General features: G+C 37.4%; 19 protein-coding genes. 9 read left to right on the top strand and 10 right to left on the bottom strand.

Annotated features, from left to right (window positions below; genetic code table 11):
- Positions 1-37: 37 nt before the first annotated feature.
- The 3 genes from QNH24_RS00945 to QNH24_RS00935 are packed head-to-tail and all read right to left on the bottom strand — an operon-like array spanning position 38 to position 3,023.
- Positions 38-514 carry a glutathione peroxidase gene (locus QNH24_RS00945; protein WP_283870335.1) on the bottom strand — a complete coding sequence of 159 codons (477 nt, stop codon included), beginning with the start codon at positions 512-514 and terminating at the stop codon, positions 38-40.
- A gap of 15 nt (positions 515-529) precedes the next feature.
- Entirely contained in the window at positions 530-1,864 is a 1,335-nt protein-coding gene (locus QNH24_RS00940) for an FAD-dependent oxidoreductase (RefSeq protein ID WP_283870334.1), read from the bottom strand.
- 13 nt (positions 1,865-1,877) lie between these two features.
- Positions 1,878-3,023 (bottom strand): VanZ family protein, encoded by a 1,146-nt coding sequence (locus QNH24_RS00935; protein ID WP_283870333.1) that lies wholly within the window; start codon positions 3,021-3,023, stop codon positions 1,878-1,880.
- 571 nt (positions 3,024-3,594) lie between these two features.
- Here QNH24_RS00935 and QNH24_RS00930 point away from each other — a divergent pair.
- Entirely contained in the window at positions 3,595-3,999 is a 405-nt protein-coding gene (locus tag QNH24_RS00930; protein WP_283870332.1) for a hypothetical protein, read from the top strand.
- A gap of 262 nt (positions 4,000-4,261) precedes the next feature.
- Here QNH24_RS00930 and QNH24_RS00925 read toward each other — a convergent pair whose 3' ends face one another.
- Positions 4,262-4,549 (bottom strand): DUF6509 family protein, encoded by a 288-nt coding sequence (locus QNH24_RS00925; RefSeq protein ID WP_283870331.1) that lies wholly within the window; start codon positions 4,547-4,549, stop codon positions 4,262-4,264.
- Between the two features lie 158 nt (positions 4,550-4,707).
- Here QNH24_RS00925 and QNH24_RS00920 point away from each other — a divergent pair, with 158 nt between their 5' ends.
- Positions 4,708-5,892 carry an alanyl-tRNA editing protein gene (locus tag QNH24_RS00920; RefSeq protein ID WP_283870330.1) on the top strand — a complete coding sequence of 395 codons (1,185 nt, stop codon included), beginning with the start codon at positions 4,708-4,710 and terminating at the stop codon, positions 5,890-5,892.
- 51 nt (positions 5,893-5,943) lie between these two features.
- On the opposite strand, the gene QNH24_RS00915 is transcribed toward QNH24_RS00920, so the two are convergent.
- On the bottom strand, positions 5,944-7,965 hold the full coding sequence (locus QNH24_RS00915) for a methyl-accepting chemotaxis protein (RefSeq protein ID WP_283870329.1): 2,022 nt from the start codon (positions 7,963-7,965) through the stop codon (positions 5,944-5,946).
- A gap of 296 nt (positions 7,966-8,261) precedes the next feature.
- Here QNH24_RS00915 and QNH24_RS00910 point away from each other — a divergent pair, with 296 nt between their 5' ends.
- The 4 genes from QNH24_RS00910 to tatC are packed head-to-tail and all read left to right on the top strand — an operon-like array spanning position 8,262 to position 11,828.
- Positions 8,262-9,008 carry a gluconate 2-dehydrogenase subunit 3 family protein gene (locus QNH24_RS00910; protein ID WP_283870328.1) on the top strand — a complete coding sequence of 249 codons (747 nt, stop codon included), beginning with the start codon at positions 8,262-8,264 and terminating at the stop codon, positions 9,006-9,008.
- A 16-nt stretch (positions 9,009-9,024) separates the two neighbouring features.
- Positions 9,025-10,737: a GMC family oxidoreductase gene (locus tag QNH24_RS00905; protein WP_283870327.1), complete on the top strand. Its 1,713-nt coding sequence runs from the start codon at positions 9,025-9,027 to the stop codon at positions 10,735-10,737.
- Positions 10,738-10,767: 30 nt separating this feature from the next.
- Positions 10,768-10,971, top strand: coding sequence for a twin-arginine translocase TatA/TatE family subunit (gene tatA / locus QNH24_RS00900; protein WP_283870326.1), 204 nt, complete (start codon positions 10,768-10,770; stop codon positions 10,969-10,971).
- 11 nt (positions 10,972-10,982) lie between these two features.
- Positions 10,983-11,828 (top strand): twin-arginine translocase subunit TatC, encoded by an 846-nt coding sequence (gene tatC / locus QNH24_RS00895; protein WP_283870325.1) that lies wholly within the window; start codon positions 10,983-10,985, stop codon positions 11,826-11,828.
- Positions 11,829-11,840: 12 nt separating this feature from the next.
- Here the strand turns inward: tatC and QNH24_RS00890 are convergent, their stop codons facing one another.
- Together QNH24_RS00890 and QNH24_RS00885 are read right to left on the bottom strand one after the other, a co-directional pair.
- The gene (locus tag QNH24_RS00890; RefSeq protein WP_283870324.1) at positions 11,841-12,650 is read right to left on the bottom strand and encodes a metallophosphoesterase; all 810 of its coding nucleotides are present in this window, start codon (positions 12,648-12,650) and stop codon (positions 11,841-11,843) included.
- A gap of 147 nt (positions 12,651-12,797) precedes the next feature.
- The gene (locus QNH24_RS00885; protein WP_283870323.1) at positions 12,798-13,259 is read right to left on the bottom strand and encodes a GNAT family N-acetyltransferase; all 462 of its coding nucleotides are present in this window, start codon (positions 13,257-13,259) and stop codon (positions 12,798-12,800) included.
- Positions 13,260-13,768: 509 nt separating this feature from the next.
- Between QNH24_RS00885 and QNH24_RS00880 the strand changes: the two genes are divergently transcribed.
- The gene (locus QNH24_RS00880) at positions 13,769-14,068 is read left to right on the top strand and encodes a winged helix-turn-helix domain-containing protein (protein ID WP_347342970.1); all 300 of its coding nucleotides are present in this window, start codon (positions 13,769-13,771) and stop codon (positions 14,066-14,068) included.
- Between the two features lie 10 nt (positions 14,069-14,078).
- Here the strand turns inward: QNH24_RS00880 and QNH24_RS00875 are convergent, their stop codons facing one another.
- Positions 14,079-15,131 (bottom strand): helix-turn-helix transcriptional regulator, encoded by a 1,053-nt coding sequence (locus tag QNH24_RS00875; protein ID WP_283870321.1) that lies wholly within the window; start codon positions 15,129-15,131, stop codon positions 14,079-14,081.
- 320 nt (positions 15,132-15,451) lie between these two features.
- On the opposite strand from QNH24_RS00875, the gene QNH24_RS00870 reads away from it, so the two are divergent.
- Both QNH24_RS00870 and QNH24_RS00865 read left to right on the top strand, forming a co-directional pair.
- Entirely contained in the window at positions 15,452-16,156 is a 705-nt protein-coding gene (locus tag QNH24_RS00870; protein WP_283870320.1) for a class I SAM-dependent methyltransferase, read from the top strand.
- Entirely contained in the window at positions 16,153-17,220 is a 1,068-nt protein-coding gene (locus QNH24_RS00865; RefSeq protein WP_283870319.1) for a saccharopine dehydrogenase family protein, read from the top strand. The genes QNH24_RS00870 and QNH24_RS00865 overlap by 4 nt, the downstream gene beginning before the upstream one ends.
- 103 nt (positions 17,221-17,323) lie before the next feature.
- Here the strand turns inward: QNH24_RS00865 and QNH24_RS00860 are convergent, their stop codons facing one another.
- On the bottom strand, positions 17,324-18,046 hold the full coding sequence (locus tag QNH24_RS00860; protein WP_283870318.1) for an amino acid ABC transporter ATP-binding protein: 723 nt from the start codon (positions 18,044-18,046) through the stop codon (positions 17,324-17,326).
- On the bottom strand, positions 18,039-18,698 hold the full coding sequence (locus QNH24_RS00855; RefSeq protein ID WP_283870317.1) for an amino acid ABC transporter permease: 660 nt from the start codon (positions 18,696-18,698) through the stop codon (positions 18,039-18,041). The genes QNH24_RS00860 and QNH24_RS00855 overlap by 8 nt, the downstream gene beginning before the upstream one ends.
- Positions 18,699-18,707 lie beyond the last annotated feature (9 nt).

Genomic DNA, 18,707 nt, shown 5'->3' with positions numbered 1-18,707 from the left:
AGAATTCACACACAGATTGTGCATGAATTCCCCTAAACTATTGTGCTAAGACTTTCTTAATATCAACCTCAAAGCTATGTGGCTTATCCGCTGATGCGTAACGTCCAACAACCTCACCATCACGATTGACAAGGAATTTTGTAAAGTTCCACTTAATGCTGTTGCCTAAAAATCCTTTTGAGTGAGAAGTGAGATAATCAAAAATAGGATGCGCTTCTTTACCGTTCACCTTGACAATCTCATGCATTGGGAACGTCACTCCATATGTCAGTCGACACTGTGATGCCGCTTCTTCTGCAGTCGCGAGCTCTTGCTTAAACTGATTTGACGGGAATCCAAGGACAACAAGACCTTCCTCCTGGTATTTCTCATAGAGACCCTCTAATTCCTCAAACTGCGGTGTAAAGCCACATTTTGAGGCTGTATTGACAATTAGCATAGGCTTTCCCTTATATCGTTCCAGGCTATAGATAGTACCATCCTCTAAGGTTACGTTAATATCATAAATGCTCATTTCTCTACCTCCTATTTATAAACGTCCATTCTTTCTTGCAATCTGCTGCAATGGATCCCAAACACCGTTAAATGGCGGCGCATAGGCTAAATCTAAATCTAATAAATCAGGTAGTGTCATTTTACTGTATAAAGCTGTCGCAAAAACATCAATACGCTTATCAACACCAGAAGGTCCCACAATTTGAGCACCTAACAACAGTTGATCTCGCTTTCTCACAATAATTTTAATGTACATTCGTTGAGCACCAGGGTAATAACCTGCAATATGGCGAGCCGATAATTTAAAAGCCTCATAGTCAAATCCCAGCTCTTTTGCCTTCTGCTCATTAATACCCGTTGTAGCAATTGTTAAATTGAAAAATTTTAAAATAGAAGTACCCACTATGCCACGAAACGGTGCAAATTTACCAGACATATTAAGTCCAGCCAGCCGTCCTTGTTTATTAGCAGTGGTACCCAGCGGTATATAATCTAAGCGTTCCTTGACAATATTGAAATGCGTAGCACAATCACCAGCAGCGTAAATATTTTCGATAGAGGTCTCTAAATGGCGATTAACAATGATTGCACCATTTTTCAACATTGTTATACCTGTTCCCTCTAAAAATTGTGTATTCGGCTTAATCCCTACAGCCATAATCACTAAATCTGTTTGGAGGGCACCTTTATCTGTCAACACTTGTTCCACACGGTGCTGACCTTCAAACGCCTCTACATCTGTATTTAACAATAGTTCAATATCATTCTTTTTTGCCTCATCATGAACATGCTGGGCAAATTCTTCATCTAAAATTCTAGCAACATAGCTACTTCGCTGAATTAATCTTACCTTTTTACCACATGCATGAATCGTTTCAGCCATTTCTAGACCAATATAGCCGCCACCTATAATAGTGACAGTTTCTATATCTGGTGTTAAATCGGCTAGTAAATCCTCTAGCTGAGGAATTGTTTTCACCGTGTGTATACCTGCTAAATGCGCACCTTTTTTCACTGGCATCGTCGGATCTGCACCCGTTGCGATAAGAAGTTTATCATAAGGGAGTTCAAAGGCTTCTCCAGATGCCTGTGTACCAAAAACAAGCTGCTTGTCTACATCTATTCCATTTACTTCATAACCTACTCGTGCATCAATGCCATACTTATCACGAAATGTTTCTACATCTCTTGCAATAAGCCGCTTTGTCGATGAAATACGTCCATCCACTACATAGGGCAATCCACATTGCCCATATGAATAAATAAATCCACGCTCTAAAGATGTTATCTCTGCGCCTGGTACATTTCGATATATCTCCATTGCTGCTGACATTCCTGCAGCATCTCCCCCGATGATTACGTATTTCATTCAACAATCCCCCTTATTTTTTTCTCGTTGCCACCAACCCAGCATACTCATCAATAAACAGATGGCGTTTCCCTCCACTTATTAAGACACGAGCTACATGTATGACAATTATAAGTCTAATAAGCAGTGCAGCCATAAATGCTACTAATGTAATTACTATTTGTAGCACATAGAAGGGCGAATCCATATTTAGCTTAATTTGCCCTAAAATAGCAATCATCTCTAATAGACTAATCGTTGCTAATATCGCGAAGCAGCGTCGCCATGTTTTCTGAATAATACCGTTGCCCTTTACACTTGTCATCGTAAAGCGTAAAACCTTCATACCAATAGTTGCTCCACCTGTAATAGTCGGAACTAGACCAAATAGCAATATATACATTATGAACTTTATAAAAAATTCAAAAATGCTATTATTAGGTACTACAGCCCCCACTACAACCAAAATAAGCTGCGCAATAAATAAATCAATAATGATGGCTAGTAATATAGATAGTGGTTTGACGATATCATTTTTTGCAATTTCTGCTGCCTTTGCCTGCACTGCCTCATGAGAAGGAAACAACGCCCATACAATAGGTGCTAAAAAGAACCCAAGCCATGCACCAGCGCTATTAAGCATTAAATCATCTACATCAAAAATACGGTACGCACAATTAAAGATGCCATAAACTCCTGTAACTTGAGTTACCTCATAAAACAATGTTAGCAAAAAGCTGATGATAAATGCACGTTTCCAGTACTCTCTTTTTTTAAGAAAATAACGCAAGTATATCCCAAATGGCATAAGTAATAAGAAATTATAAAATGCTTGAAAAAAGGCTGGTTGCTTCGTTATATAAAGCCATGCTGAGGGACTCGTTAGAGCGATTCCACTATCCTTTAAAATATCCCTAATAAATTGAAATGGGCGTAAATTATAGTGAACAGTATCTGCAGCTTGTAACGAACAAGTATCACGTGTTGGAGGAAACGGTAATAAGACTAAACATAATGCTGATAAAAAGTAAAAAATAAAGGAGAACATAATAATCGTTTTAGATATTGATAAATAACCGTACTTTCGATAGGTATAAATTAGCCAAGGTATAAACAAAGCAAAGGATAAAAAAATGGTTATAAGAAAAGCCACCATAATCGATTGTGTATATAAAGACATAAAAGCACCTCTTCGTTTTAAATTCCCGTTAAACCTAACGCTAAGATTTAGTCTACCCTTTGAGCACAACACTACTATTTCAGTAATCTTAAATAATTCTTAAATCAATTACAAATAACAATTCAAAAACTTTATCATGAGAAACAACAGACAGTAAAATTCAACCTCTTTGAAGTACAGTTACTGAGATGACAATAGAAAAAATTCTTCCTATACAGCCATTGTTGGTCAATTTTTACGTACTTTAAAAAAGCCTCGATTTCATTGCGGCTAAAATCTAGTGCACAAGCGAATGTTATGTATTTATTTCTTGTTTATACGACAAGCCTTTAATTTCACCATACATATTGCAAAAAAAAATTAAAAGTAATTTAGCAAATTGAACAGTTTAAAAATGAGCTTCATGTAGCGTAGGCAACAGTCATTGGATTTTACATGATGAAATAAGTATCTAACAGTAGTAATTTAAAGGTATAATTTATTATATATGGACTATTTGGGGACTTTTTGAATATCGGAACGTATTAATAATTATAAATTAAACTTCTAAGGGGGGGTTGTTCATGAAAAAATGGTCATCTTTTTTTGGAAATTAATTTGGGTTATTGGGTTATTTTTATTAACAATCATCAGTTATGATATTAAATATCAAATTAAGGTTATCTCAGCTACAACATATAGTATAGTTCCTGTTTTTTGGGCTAATTTTATTATTCTCTTTATGTGGGGTGTCTATTTATCACTTATTTTTATAAAAAAATGGACCATTAAAATTAATTTGCCCTTACTTATTTGTGTATTCCTTCCTTGTTTTCTCTTTTCGCTATATGTGCCATTAGCTACATTTTTGCCATTATCTTTACCCATAGGTGGTATATGGTTTAATAAAGCCATAAGTTCGAATTTCATTGGAATTGTTGCAGGTTTAACATTCATGTTAAGCATTTTTAATAATTTAAAAAGCGAAAGTGAATAAAACAGTTTGTATATGACTGCAATTAAACTACACTCGGAATTTGAGAAGTAGCTACCAAGTTGTTTATGACTTTTATTCAGCCACTTTTGGTATGACGGATTTACTACTAGCATACAGCCTTTGAGGTTGAATCTGAAGGACGTATTCTGTCCTTTTTAACAAGATTCCTTCAAAGGCTTTTTTGTATACAAAAATGAAAAGGCTGTACCGCAAAGTCGATCTACATCAACTTTGCGGACAGCCCCCTCCTTTAAATGGAATATTAAGCTTTTGCTAATTCCTCTTTGCAGAAGGCTAAAATTTCATTTAACTCTTCATCCTCTAATGCAAAATCTAAATACTCGCCCTCTGCCTTTTCCATAATAAAGTAGTTTAAAATAAATAACTCTTCACCTTTTTCAGCGATTAGTACTCGTATTTTAATACCTGCTTCGTGGTAAAGCTCATCTTCTTCGTCCACTTCCACGTCTAAAATAAACTCGTAACGCTTACCCTCAATTATGTTTGTTGGATCTAAAATTTCTTCCATTGAGAATTGTGTAATTTCCATCATACTAGCTCCTTTATGTTAACCTGTTCTTTTATATATTAAATCAAATTCAGCATGGGTCAACTAGAAAACTCGTATACACCTATCCTTAATTATGACACAATAAATTTAAAGAGATGCTTCTCTTACGGATACACTACATAAAAGGAGGCTTTTTCTTGAAGGAGCTATTATATTACCAAGACGTGATGCTGCGAAAATTTGATGCGACTGTTATCAGTAAAGGAACTGATGAAAATGGCCGAAACTTCATCGTGCTTTCAAATACTGCATTTTATCCAACGGGTGGTGGACAACCACATGACACAGGGACAATAAATGGTATTGAGGTTATTGATGTTGAAAAGGTGGGCGATGAAATACGACATTATATTCAGGGTGACGTTTCCATTTTGAATGGAGACGTGCAAGGGCAATTAAATTGGCAACGGCGCTTTGATCATATGCAGCAACATGCAGGGCAGCATATATTAACAGCAGCTTTTGTCGAGCTATTTAATCTACCAACTGTTAGCTTCCACTTAGGCAGTGAGCAGGTCACAATTGATTTAGCTGTGGATACAATTTCTGAAGACCAGCTTTTAGCAGCTGAAGCTCTTGCCAATGATATTATTTTAGAAAATCGTCCAATTGAAACGACGTGGATTACAGAAAATGAACTAGAGAATTATAATCTACGTAAAGATGTAGCCGTTACTGGAGATATTCGACTAGTGATTATTCCTAATTTTGATTATAACGGTTGTGGTGGGACACACCCAATCTCCACCGGACAAGTTAGCGCAATTAAAATTTTAGGCACTGAAAAAATGAAGGGCAATATTCGTGTCTCCTTTGTTTGCGGTCAGCGGGTTTTAAAAGAGCTCGCCATGCGTAAAAAAGTTCTAGCTGACGTGGCAAGACAGTTAAGTGTACCTGAAGCAGAAGCCGCTGCTGCACTTGCTAAAATTTTATCAGCGCAAAAAAATACGGAAAAGGCACTTGCTCATGCAAAAGACGAGCTGCTCCAATTTGAAGCAAAGGCACTCATTTCCAATAACAACCACATGATCGCTGCTGCCTTTTCTAACCGTACGATGCAGGAGCTACAAAAGCTAGCACGTATAATTGTTACTGAACAGAAAGATGCTATCGTACTTCTTGTCACTGAAAACGAAGACAAGCTACAGTTTGTTGCAGCAAGAGGTGCAGCAGCTGAAAGAAGTATGAAAGATATAGCTGCAAAGATTTTACCGCTCATAAATGGAAAAGGTGGCGGTAATGATCAAATGGTTCAGGGCGGTGGAGAGCAGTTAATCTCTACGGGGGAACTCCTTAAAGCCATGCAAGATGTGCTTATTTAACTTTTTAAAACATAAGAAGAGCTGTCTAATCAACGACAGCTCCTTTATCTTTTAAAGTTTAAATTTCTGGGTAGCCCCATACAATCGTTTTGCCATTTCAGAAAGTTTAACAGTTTGATCGTTCATCATTTGCACTGTTTTCGTTTGCTTTGTTGTAGCATCTGTCACATCATGCACGTAGTCACTTGCTGCATGAGCCGTTGCCGCCATCTCCTCCATCGAGGCTGACACTTCCTCTGTGTTCGCAGACATTTGTTCAGCTGAAGCATTCATTTCATCAATCTGACTAGAGATTTCACCTACTGCATGTACCATTTCATCAAAACGCTCACCCAACGTTTCAATAGATACTAATCCACGTTCAACATTTTCCTCTCCCATTTCAGCTGCTTTTACTACTTCTAATGTGTAGGATTGTACTCTTTCTATAAGTACATTAATCTTCGTTGCTGATTCAGCTGTTTGCTCGGATAGCTTGCGAACCTCTTCAGCGACAACTGCAAATCCTTTGCCCGCATCTCCTGCGCGTGCTGCTTCAATCGATGCATTTAGTGCCAATAAATTTGTTTGGTCAGAAATATCCGTAATCATTTTTGAAATTAAACTAATTTCTTCGGACTCTTGTTCCAGTTTACGAATGTTTTCTATTTCCAACGAAGTCCCCTGTTGAATTTCATTCATTCGTGTAATGGATTGTTGAACAGCTTTGTTACTTTCGCTAATTTTCTGGGAAATAAATTGTGTATTTGTAGCAATTGTGGAAGCCACCTCTGCAACGTTCTGAACCCCTAAAGCCATTTGTTCCATAGCTGACGCGCTTTCCTCTGCCATCGCTGTTTGACTTTGCGCACCACGATCGACCTCATTTATTGCCCCTGCTATTTGCTTAGATTGTTTTGTTACAGCATGCACATCTTCCATTAAATCGCATGAGGCTTCATTAACGGCAGTAGCTTCTTGTCCCACCTGTGAAATCATTTCCCGCATATTGTCCGTCATTTGGTCTAAAGCTTTTGACATTGTCCCCATTTCATCATGTCGTTTTAAATATTTTTCGGGGATTTCCTGAGTAAAGTCACCTTCAGATAGCCCCTCAGTAATGCGTAAAACATGACGTAGCGGTCTGCTGACAGATCGTGAAATTGCAAATGAGATAAGCAAGCCTAATATAGTGACAACAACTGTTGTAATGATGAAGTTGACTTTTAAACGTGAAAGACCTGACATCATTTCACCCTCTAGCGCAATAACACCCATTTTCCAGCCATTCTCTAAAGTGTGATAACCTAAAAGATTTGTACCTGTTTCATCATTTTGAAAGGAAAAATATCCTTGCGTATGATCAATCATTTCTTGAGCAGCTAATGCCCTCCCCGTCACTTTTCCTGTTTCTTTTGCCGCTTCTATTGGGTTATATTGCTCTTTTACATAATCATGGTTGTTATGACCAATAATCGTACCTTTTCCATCTAGCATGAAGGCATAGCCACTTTCTCCAACTTTAATATCCTCTACAATTTTTGATAAATAATAGCCATCGATACGAGCTAACAATAAAGCCTTTTCGCCTGTCACTGTATCTATAGGAGAAACAATTAGAATAACTGGCTCACCTGTCACCCGACTAATTGTTATGTCGGACATTACGGATTTACCTGTAAAACCTTCCTGCACATAGGCACGGTCCCCTAAATCAGCTATAGTATCATCTAAATAATGGGCAACACCATCAGCAGTAATAATCCCAAACCCTAAATAATTCTCATTATCTGCAAGGCGCTTCGTTAAATATTTCTTTTGATCTTCAAAATTCATACTACGAATTACTTCCTGCTCAGCAATTGCCTCTACCTCCACTAAAGTTAATTGGAAGTGCTCCTCTATGTATTTTGACACATCTGCTGCCCTAGATACTAAATTGGATTCAACCTGCTCATCCACTGCTTTCGTACTACTAATCATGGTAGATGCACCAAGCGTTCCACACGTTACAAATACTAGAGCTATAATTGCGACAACTAGTTTACCACCTATACCCTTAATCCACATATTCTTTTTTCTCACATCTCCCATATTTAACATCTTTTTTAGTATTTTTTTGTCCTTCTTCTTCAGAGTAAGGTCACAAAAAGAAGAAGTCAACAAAACTTTTCCAATAAGAATAATATTTGTTTAATAATGGTATTTACACTACTTTAATAGTGTTTACATTTCTGAACATATTACTCACTTATTTTCTTAATTACATTGGACTGGTTTTTATAATTGGATAGAAATAAAATTTCTTCCAATAAGTTTGATTATAATTTATTTTTTTTGCTGATTATAAAAGATAGGAAAGTTTCTATACATTTGAGGGGAGGATTTCCATGAGTTCAGAAAATAATGTTTCACGACGAGATTTTTTAAAAACAACAGGGATTGCAGCAGGTACATTAGTCGGTGGTGGAATAATCGGAGGACTTGTAGGCTATAACCTACCAGGCAAGGGAACTTCCACACAAGAGCATGGTCAGCATGGCACTACGAATGAAGCGCTTGGCTCACCAAAAGCAAAAATGTTCTTTATGAATCAGAGAGATTTCAATATTTTATCTAATGCTACTGAACGTATTTTTCCAGAAGATGATTTAGGTCCAGGAGCAAAAGGTTTAGATGTCCCTTATTTCATTGATCATCAGCTCGCAGGACAATACGGAAGTAATTCCAAAGAATACATGCACGGTCCGTTTGCTGAGGGGGCCCCAACTCAGGGTTACCAAAGTCGCCTAACACGCGGAGAGATTTTTAAGCAAGGAATCCAAAAATTTGAATCTGAAGCTCAGAAGCGCTACAAAAAAAGCTTCAATGATTTAGATGGCAAACAAATGGATGAAATTTTGACAGCCTTCCAGAAAGGTGAAGTACAAATGAGTGGAGTCACCTCTGCATTCTTCTTTACTTTATTGCGTGCAGCAACATTAGAGGGGGCATATTCTGACCCTATGTATGGTGGAAACAAAAATATGGATGGCTGGCGTATGAAGAATTTCCCTGGTCATCAAATGGCATATATATCACAAATTGAAGATCCGAAATTCCAAAAAATTGAGCCTAGTTCATTAGGCGGTCATTAAAAAAGGAGGTTAGCACATGGCAACAACATTACCGAGCGTAGACGTTGTGACAGTCGGTGTAGGTTGGACTGGAGGCATTGTCGCTGCAGAATGTTCGAAGGCTGGATTGAAGGTCGTTGGCTTAGAGCGTGGGCAAAAACGAGGGACAGAAGATTTTATGAGTATTCATGACGAGTATCGTTATGCAATTCGATATGATATAATGCAAAACCTTTCAAAAGAGACAATCAGTTTCCGAAACAATCGCAACATGAAGGCATTACCTATGCGACAGCTTGGCTCCTTCTTACTTGGCGAGGGGCTTGGGGGTTCTGGCACACACTGGAACGGTATGACATATCGCTTCTTGCCCTACGATTTTCAAATTAAAACATTAACGGACAAGCGCTATGGCCCAAATAAACTCGGACCTGACTATCTAATTCAAGATTGGGCATTAACATACGATGAGCTGGAGCCCTATTTCGACAAATTCGAAAAAACAGCAGGTATTTCTGGCGATGGCAAAAACCCATTTAGTGGAAAACGCTCAAATCCTTATCCTACGGGTCCTATGAAAATGACGCCAATGCTTCAGCAATTTGAAAAGGCGACAAAAAAACTTAAGTTATCACCCTATATGGTTCCTTCTGCAAATGTATCAGAGGTTTATAAGAATCCTGATGGTGAAACGATTAATGCTTGTCAATATTGCGGCTTTTGCGAGCGCTTCGGCTGTGAATATGGGGCAAAGTCATCTGCAGAAATAACGGTTGTACCAACTGCCTTAAAAACAGGTAATTTTGATTTACGTTATAACTCCAACGTTGTAGAAATCCTCAAGAAAGGCAATAAAGTAACTGGTGTTAGATATATCGATACGATATCTGGAGAAGAATTTATACAACCTGCAAATGTCGTTGTTCTTACAAGTTATGTCTTTAATAACGCCAAGCTATTGATGGTCTCTAATATTGGAGAGCGTTATGATCCAGCAACGGGAAAAGGAACACTTGGAAGAAATTATTGCTATCAAATACTTCCTGGTGCTGCAGGATTCTTTGACGAGCAGTTTAACACATTTATGGGGGCAGGCTCACTTGGGGTGAGTGTTGATGACTATAATGGAGATAATTTCGACCATAGCGACTTAGATTTTATTCATGGCGGAAATATAGCACTGACGCAAACAGGCACACGCCCTATTGTTTCAAATCCAACTCCCCCTGATACACCCACATGGGGACCCGAGTTTAAAAAGCAGTCTATTCACTACTATACACGCTCATTCGGTATCGGTGCTCAAGGTGCTTCCATGCCACATAAAGAAAATTATTTATCTCTTGATTCGACCTATAAGGATGCTTACGGTTTACCTTTAATACAGTTAACGTACAATTTTACAGATCAGGATCGAGCACTTCATAAATTTATCTCGGCTCGTGCGGCTGACATTATGAAGGAAATGGGCGCAAAAACAGTTGTTCCAAATGCTGAAATCACTGATTACAATATTGTACCGTATCAAACAACACATAACACTGGCGGAACTGTTATGAGCTCAAAGCCAGAGGATGGGGTTGTCAATAATTATCTTCAGCATTGGAATGTAGAGAATCTATTTGCTGTGAGCGCAGGAAACTTTGCTCATAATAGCGGTTATAACCCTACTGGTACATTAGGTGCACTAGCATATCGATGTGCAGAGGGTGTTGTGAAATATAGCAAATCAGGCGGTTCATTGGTGTAAAAAATATACTAATTTAAAGGAGACGAGACTATGGGAGGACTTGGAGCAATTGGAGTACCTGGACTAATTATTATTTTAGTTATTGTTTTAATTGTATTTGGCCCGAAAAAACTACCGGAAATTGGCGGAGCTGTTGGTAAAACGTTTGCAGAGTTTAAAAAGTCCACAAAGGGGCTTATAGATGACGATGATGAGCAACCAAAAAAAGCAGAAAAAAAATCTGATGCTTCGTAGGAGGTGTTCCTATGGATCCATATGAAGACAGAAAAAGAAAATATTTAAGTCCTCTTGATAAGAAAGAAGCTAAGCCTCTCACACCTGTGGAGGCTTTTGTTGAAACTCCAACTGAAACTGATCAGGCGTCAGTGACGGATCAACCACTCTTTCCAATGGCTTCATTATTTGAGCATATTACAGAATTAAGAAAGCAAATTATTAAAGGACTTGTCGTATTTATTTTATTTTTTATTGTTGTATTCTCTACCATTAATATTTGGTTCCCTTATGTAACTAGGGGTCATTCACTTATTATTTTAGGTCCATTAGAGGTAGTCAAATTTTACATGACAATCTCTACCACACTTGCCTTTGGTCTTTCGATGCCATTTCTAGTTCACTTTTTATGGATCTTCGTAAAGCCAGGTTTAAAGGAGGAAGAAAGTCGCTTTCTTGGACTCTATGCACCTGTCATGCTTGTACTCTTTTTAATGGGTGTAGCCTTCGGTTATTTTGTTGTAAATCCACTTAGCTACACATTCCTTGTAGGCATTGGAGCCAAAAACTTTGATGTAATGGTGTCAGCAAGTGAATATATGCACTTCTTAGTTATGACCACAGTTCCCCTTGGACTACTATTTGAGTTACCTATTGTCGCCCTATTTTTATCATCCATTGGTGTACTCACAGCTGAATCTATGAAAAAAATCCGTGGCTGGTCTTATATTGCGATGGGTATCGGTTCGGCTGTCATTACCCCCCCTGATTTTATCAGTCAGCTGCTTGTACTAGTTCCAATGGTTATTTTATATGAAATAAGTATATATCTTGTGAAACGTATTGAACGGAAACAAATAGAAAGCACTGCGCAGTAAAGACGCAGTGCTTTATTTTTTCTTTAATTCCATTACGACAATTTCCGGTAGATTAAAAATTCGAAAAGGTACAGAACTATTCCCTAGTCCTCGGCTAACGACCATCGTTGTAGAATTTTCTTCATATACACCTGCTGTATATTTTGGGAATAATCCCTGCCCTCTAGCAAAGATACCACCAATACCGGGAATACGGACCTGTCCACCGTGAGCATGTCCTGCAAACACTAAGTCAATTTCATAATTTACATACGTATTAAACACTTCTGGTCGATGTGCTAATAAAATGGTTAAAACATCCGGTTGTACATTTACCATCTCTAGCATGTCTTCTGTTGTTCTACCCATTAACGGATCTTCTATACCAACAATCGCTAAGCGCTCCCCGTTGCGCTCAATAACTGTCGATTCATTGGCTAATATATGTACACCTAACGATGAAAGCACCTCATAAATTTCACTTACCTTATTAGTAGCTACCTCATGGTTTCCAAGTACATAGTAGACATCCGCTAGTTTCACTAATCCTCTAACAGCCTGCAAGCTACGCTCCAAATCATAGCGATTACTGTCAATTAAATCACCTGTAATAAAAATCAGGTCGGGATTTGTTGTCTTCACCTTTGCTATGAGTTTCTCTTGCTGTTCACCAAAGAGAGCATCCTGAAGGTCTGTTATTTGGGTAATGCGTAGCCCGTCGAAGCTAGCAGGCACTTTTTCCGATTCGAATACATGCTTGCTGACAACCAGCCAGTGATTGTTTACGTACAAAAAAATGACTATAAAAACAAAAAAGATAACTACATATAATAATTTTTTCAATCGCAATCGCTCACCCTGTGGCTACTTGTTCAGAATAATTCTGACTCTCCTATTATAAGCAAAAAACAAAGTACATGCACTTAGAATACTCAAATAGTCTATATCAAATTCATTTGCCTATATTTATTTCCTAAGTTCATCCTCTTTTTATTGCCATCTCATTTTCAAATATATTTCATCAGCTGACATTACTTGAAATCCTAGTCTCTCATAAAGGTCTCTTGCAGGATTTGTCTGAAAAACTTGCAATATCACTGATTTATTTTCTTCTTTTGCTTTCTGCTGAAGTTGAGTAATTAGAAACGTTCCTACTCCTTTACCTTGGAAACTTGGCAAAATAGAGATATCAATAAGATGATGATGTTCTGGTAGGTTTTCTGTTAACAACCGACCTACATATTTATCATCTGAAAGAATAATACAATGACTTGCATCTGGAAATTGCTTCCTATATGAAGTTTGCTGTGCGCACCACTGCATTTCTAAAAAGTGCTGTATTTGTTCAGCAGACCATCCCCATGAATCTATTTCTTTTCTTCTAGTAGAAACATAGACTTCATAGAGAAATGGCTCATCATCTTTCGTAATAGGCTTAAGCTCTACTCTCATCTTATCGCTCCAATCTCTCCTAAAAATCTTTAGTGATTACAATGATGGATCGCACAAAGTTATGACCCTTTTCTGGTAAGTCCCACCAGCCATCTATATGAAATTGATGATCAGCTAAGCATTCAGCTCTATTTTTCTTTTTTGCGGGACATTTAATGATAACGAGATGGTGCCATAAGATTTTTCACCTGATGGTACCTTATCTCGCCAAGAGCAAGAACATTCATAGCCATTTGGTCCAGTTGAAGCCTTTATGCCTAATGCCTGAATAGTTGTATTAGGCGGAACATTAAGAGGCGCCTTGTCTTCAATATCCTCTGTATTCCAAATACCCCAATCTAGCTGCTTATGAAAAACTTCTAATTCACAATCTGTTGCAATTTGTTAGCATTAACGAAAAAGTCCAAGTTGCCATTTTTAACACTCTCCTCCTGTCGTTAATTTTTTCTTAGCATTGTCCATAACATCGTATTCGTGTGTGCGATTCAAAATTGCGTAATCCCATTCGGATGCTCCGATTAATGTTGTCACATTATTTTTATCAGTTCGATATAACTCTTTTGTCACATCCTGGGCAAATTTTTCATCCATCTGAGCTTTATAGATTGATTTGGGGAGAGGACAGTATCGGACAAACCCAAGCAACAAAGGTTCATATCAGTAATCTCAGGAAAAAATTAGAATCCATTTTTGAGAATCATGCCAAAATTTTAAATGTACTAGGCTTTGGTTATGAGCTATTATTTCATCAAAAAGACCGTTTATCAATGATAAGAATCTGCTATTATTTTAGTAGATTCTTTTATTAAATCCACATTATTAATCTAATTGGAATCGAGAAAAGATCTTCCACACTAGCTCATTTCGATTTGAGACATTTACTTTTTGAAAAATAACCTTTAAGTGATCCTGTACAGTATAATGTGAAATACCAAGATTATAAGCAATCTCTTTTGTTGGAATTCCTTTAATAATTTCAAATACCACTTCCTTTTCCCTCGGCGTAAGGTTGTAAGCCATTATTAAAAAGTTTAGCATTTCTCTCGATGATGCCTCATTTATTAATAAAGCAATTTGCTGTTCTTGAAGGCTTGTCAGCATGAGTGATGCACGAATAGCAATATAACCTGTATCCTTAATAGGCACTATTAAAGAAGTATTGGTATTGTAATTGTCAGCAAGTAGGTTTGCACATATTGCTTGAATAGGCTTAGGTACTTGCCATTCCGTTAAGCTTTCATATTTTCTTAAAATTGATAGCAATTCGTAAGCCTTTGTATTACTAGATAGTACTCTTAGCTCTTTATCAATAATTACAATGCCTTGTTCTCCCTCTACAGTTGGAAGCCGCTCCTCAATAATATAATGATGGAACTCCTTTAACCTTTCCCCCATAATTGGCATCACTATTTCTATCAGTGCTAGATCTTCATCTTGAAAAAAGGGCAGCTCACTTTCCGCTCTTTTGAACAATGTTAAAAAACCATAGCATTGTCCTTGATAAATTAATGCAGCTCGTATTTCATCACTAAATCCATTAGGCTTTAACACTTCTCTATAGCGGAAGCTTTGACTTGTCGAATCGCTTAGCCTACCCATGTGTTGACCACTACGTACTAAGAATTCATATTTATTTATATCCTCAATAGTATATTCCAACTCCATAATCTCCTGATGAATAGCCTCTATTGAATGTTCAGTAACTGCACCTACCGAAAAAAGTGTATGTGCATCCGTTAAAGTACAGCAATAAGCATCAAAATTTATTTGTGTTCGTAGAGCTTCTATCATTAATTGGCGGTATTCAAATGAATTTTCGCTGTGCTTTAAGCATTGTTCAGATTTTCTTCGCCAATATTGTGTATCCTTCATAAAAACTTACCTCCCCCCAGAAATATGGGATAGTTCTTTTTTTCTGAGACTTTATAATTGAGAATAATTCTTAATTGAATTCAAGGCAACAATTAGCGCACCAAAATCACCAGCCATTTTTCCGAACATCTTGCTGTCACATCAACTAAAGGCTTATTACATGGGAAACGGAAGTACGAATACTTATTTTAAGGAACAGCCCAAGCCAAATCTTAGGTGACTTCACAAGACAGTCAGCAATCTATCATAAGAATGATTGCTTAAAGATGAAGCAGTTACACTATTCATCTACTACCCACAAAAATTTAGGAGGTATTTAAATGACCAAATCATTACACAATTGGGATGACTCTTCTGTTTTTGCATACCAACAATCCATTCGTCAGAAGATTATTGGCTACGATCTTATTTATGACATGATGGTAAATATACTTCATAGCTTTCCTACAAAACATAAAATTTTAGTAGTAGGCGCAGGTGGCGGACAAGAGCTACTAACATTAGGTGAATCATTACCTTCTGCTCATTTCACCGCAGTTGATACATCCCATGTAATGCTAGAGCTAGCAGCTAAACAAATTAATATTCTACCATATGTACTTAATATTGAATGGGTTGAAAAAGATTTACTAACATTAAATGTAAAAGACTTATTTGATGTAGCTACCTGTCATTTAGTTTTACATTTTATGAAAGATGTTGATCAAAAGAAAGCCATGCTTCAAAAAATAGCAGAAAGCTTGAAGGTAAATGGTGTGTTATTTATATCATCTATAAATGCTGATTTAAATTCCTCAGCACTCAAGCATCAGCTCCTCTATTGGCGAAGCTCTATGCTCCATAACGGAATTTCTGAAAATCATTGGCAACGTTTTGAACAATCCTTTAGCATTACAACACATCCGATTAGATTCGAATCACTTATTGTTTTGTTGCAGGAGGTCGGCTTTACAACAATCATTCCCTATTTTAAAACACATATGATTGACGCATTAGTAGCTATTAAGGGAGAAGATTTTATATGAATAAAAAGAATATCTTAATTGTTGGAGGCTATGGTGAAGTCGGTGGAAAAATAGCAAAACTTCTGCTACGAAGCTACCCGAATAGAATAGTGATCGCTGGTAGAAATATAGAAAAGGCTAAGCTATTTTGCGCTCGCTGCAATCATCTTGCAACCCCAATACAGATGGATGTGTCAAAGACTGTAAACCCACAGCAATTAGAAGGTGTAGCGCTTGTGATTATGTGTTTAGAGCAACAAGATACTGCATTTACTCAGCTCTGCTTGAGGGAGGGCATTATGTATATTGATATTACTGCCAGCTATGCCTTTCTAAAAAAATTAGAGGATCTTCATCCAATTGCTGAACAACATCATTCTACAATCGTTTACAGTGTTGGTATGGCACCAGGATTAACTAATTTAATGGCGATGCATGCTGCACAGCAATTAACTACTATCGATCAGCTTCATATCTCAATTTTACTTGGAGCTGGTGATACTCATGGCACTGCGGCAGTTTTATGGATTTTGGACCAGCTGAATCAGCCCTACCACCTTAATTATCAGCATAAAAGGCAGACCATCACTAACTTTACAAATAGGAGAGTTGTTCAATTTAAGGGTGTTGGAAAGCGTAGTCTCTATCAATTTAATTTTTCTGATCAACATACATTAACCAAGCATTTCTCAACTAGTCAAATCGTTACGAGAATGGGCTTTGATGTAGAGTCGCTCAATCGATTCGTCTCGTTTTTACAAAAAAGTCGTCTATCCTATATGCTAAAATTGGACAAGGTACAAAAACTACTTGCATCAGCTATTCAAAAAATAAAAATTGGTTCTGATGTATGTGGCATTAAGGTAGAGGCGATTGGTAGGGATCAGTTTGAGGAGAGAGCTGTAGCAATAACATTTTTGGAGCATGACGAATCAATGGTAACAGCTAAAATTGCAGCAACTATTGCTACTGAATTACTTGAACATCATCACCCAGCAGGAGCCTATCATATTGAGGAATTGTTTACCATCGAAACAATAAAGAAACATTTTACGTTTTCTTCATTAATAGAAGAATTTTCTTAATAAAAAAATGCACGATGATTATTAGAAATTTATCTAACAATCACCGTGCTTTATTGCCTTATCCGCTTGGCATAGCTATTGTTTTTTATGATGCAGTATTAAACTATAGCACTTTCTCTAAGAAATCCTTTGCACGCTGAGTAGATGGCTCTGTAAAAAATTGTTCTGGTGGAGCATCCTCAATTAGCTTCCCGCCATCGAGGAATAGGATGCGATCTGCCACCTCACGAGCGAAGCCCATCTCATGTGTAACGATTAACATCGTCATCCCTGTATCTGCAAGATTTTTCATAACCGCCAAAACCTCTTTAACCATTTCTGGATCAAGTGCAGAGGTAGGCTCATCAAATAAAATTACCCTTGGATCCATTGCAAGGGCACGAGCAATGGCAACACGTTGCTTTTGCCCACCAGACAAACGGTTAGGATACTCATGGCGCTTCTCAAATAGCCCCACTTTTGTTAGTAACTCCTCTGCATTTTTTATAGCAGCCGACTTGTCCATTCCCTTCACATTTATGGGTGCATATGTTAAATTTTCTAGTACTGTTTTATGAGGAAAAAGATGAAAATGCTGAAAAACCATGCCGACTTCTTCACGTATTTTCATAATATTTGTCCCTTTATCTGTTAGAACATCACCAGCAATAGTAATTTTTCCACTCGTTGGCTCTTCTAATAGATTTAAGCAGCGAAGAAATGTTGATTTACCCGAGCCGGATGGACCGATAATGGCAATAACCTCTTTTTCTTTAATTTCAGTTGAGATTCCTTTAAGTACCTCATTTTGTCCATATGACTTATGAAGATCTTCAATTCTAATCACTTTTTCTCATTCCTTTCTCGATTCGTTTACCAAGGAACGTTAAAACAAGCGTCATGATGTAATAAATTACACCGGCGAAGAGTAATGGCTCAAGGTAGCGATATGTCGAACCCCCAACAATATAAGCACGACGCATAATATCTAAGGCACTAATAACTGTTACTACTGCTGTTTCTTTATTTAATGTAATAAATTCATTGACTAAAGATGGTAAAATATTTTTTACTGCTTGTGGGATAATAATATCCTTCATCATTTTTGTATAGGGAATTCCAAGTGCTTGTGCCGCTTCCATCTGGCCTTTATCAACTGCATTAATACCAGCGCGAATTATTTCTGAAATATAAGCACCAGAGTTTAAGCCGAAAGCCATAATCGCTGTTGGAATTGGTTCGATTTGAATATCAAATAGCTGTGGTACTGCATAGTAAATAATTAATAATTGTAGGACAAGTGGTGTACCTCGGAAAATGGATGTATAAAAATCTGCAAACCAACGTAAAATACGCACTTTACCAATTTTACATAATGCGAGTAGCACCCCTACGATAAAACCGATAATCGAGGCACCAATTGCAATTTGAAGTGTAACACCTATTCCTTTTAATATATAAGGAATAGAGGGAACGATAGCTGAAAAATCTAAATTCACAGCATCTCC

It is taken from the genome of Lysinibacillus pakistanensis, assembly GCF_030123245.1.
In the GTDB taxonomy this organism is placed as follows: domain Bacteria; phylum Bacillota; class Bacilli; order Bacillales_A; family Planococcaceae; genus Lysinibacillus; species Lysinibacillus pakistanensis.
The sequence above is the reverse complement of the archived record's forward strand: the minus strand, read 5'-3'. Positions and strand labels throughout refer to the sequence as shown.

Bases quoted from the DNA above. Each gene is read 5' to 3' on its own strand.
- QNH24_RS00865 (WP_283870319.1), top strand. From the start codon at position 16,153: ATGAATAAAAAGAATATCTTAATTGTTGGAGGCTATGGTGAAGTCGGT.
- QNH24_RS00875 (WP_283870321.1), bottom strand. From the start codon at position 15,131: ATGAAGGATACACAATATTGGCGAAGAAAATCTGAACAATGCTTAAAG.
- QNH24_RS00885 (WP_283870323.1), bottom strand. From the start codon at position 13,259: ATGAGAGTAGAGCTTAAGCCTATTACGAAAGATGATGAGCCATTTCTC.
- QNH24_RS00940 (WP_283870334.1), bottom strand. From the start codon at position 1,864: ATGAAATACGTAATCATCGGGGGAGATGCTGCAGGAATGTCAGCAGCA.
- tatA (WP_283870326.1), top strand. From the start codon at position 10,768: ATGGGAGGACTTGGAGCAATTGGAGTACCTGGACTAATTATTATTTTA.
- QNH24_RS00930 (WP_283870332.1), top strand. From the start codon at position 3,595: ATGGTCATCTTTTTTTGGAAATTAATTTGGGTTATTGGGTTATTTTTA.
- QNH24_RS00935 (WP_283870333.1), bottom strand. From the start codon at position 3,023: ATGTCTTTATATACACAATCGATTATGGTGGCTTTTCTTATAACCATT.
- QNH24_RS00905 (WP_283870327.1), top strand. From the start codon at position 9,025: ATGGCAACAACATTACCGAGCGTAGACGTTGTGACAGTCGGTGTAGGT.
- QNH24_RS00910 (WP_283870328.1), top strand. From the start codon at position 8,262: ATGAGTTCAGAAAATAATGTTTCACGACGAGATTTTTTAAAAACAACA.
- QNH24_RS00945 (WP_283870335.1), bottom strand. From the start codon at position 514: ATGAGCATTTATGATATTAACGTAACCTTAGAGGATGGTACTATCTAT.
- QNH24_RS00870 (WP_283870320.1), top strand. From the start codon at position 15,452: ATGACCAAATCATTACACAATTGGGATGACTCTTCTGTTTTTGCATAC.
- QNH24_RS00925 (WP_283870331.1), bottom strand. From the start codon at position 4,549: ATGGAAATTACACAATTCTCAATGGAAGAAATTTTAGATCCAACAAAC.
- QNH24_RS00880 (WP_347342970.1), top strand. From the start codon at position 13,769: ATGCTCCGATTAATGTTGTCACATTATTTTTATCAGTTCGATATAACT.
- QNH24_RS00915 (WP_283870329.1), bottom strand. From the start codon at position 7,965: ATGGGAGATGTGAGAAAAAAGAATATGTGGATTAAGGGTATAGGTGGT.
- tatC (WP_283870325.1), top strand. From the start codon at position 10,983: ATGGATCCATATGAAGACAGAAAAAGAAAATATTTAAGTCCTCTTGAT.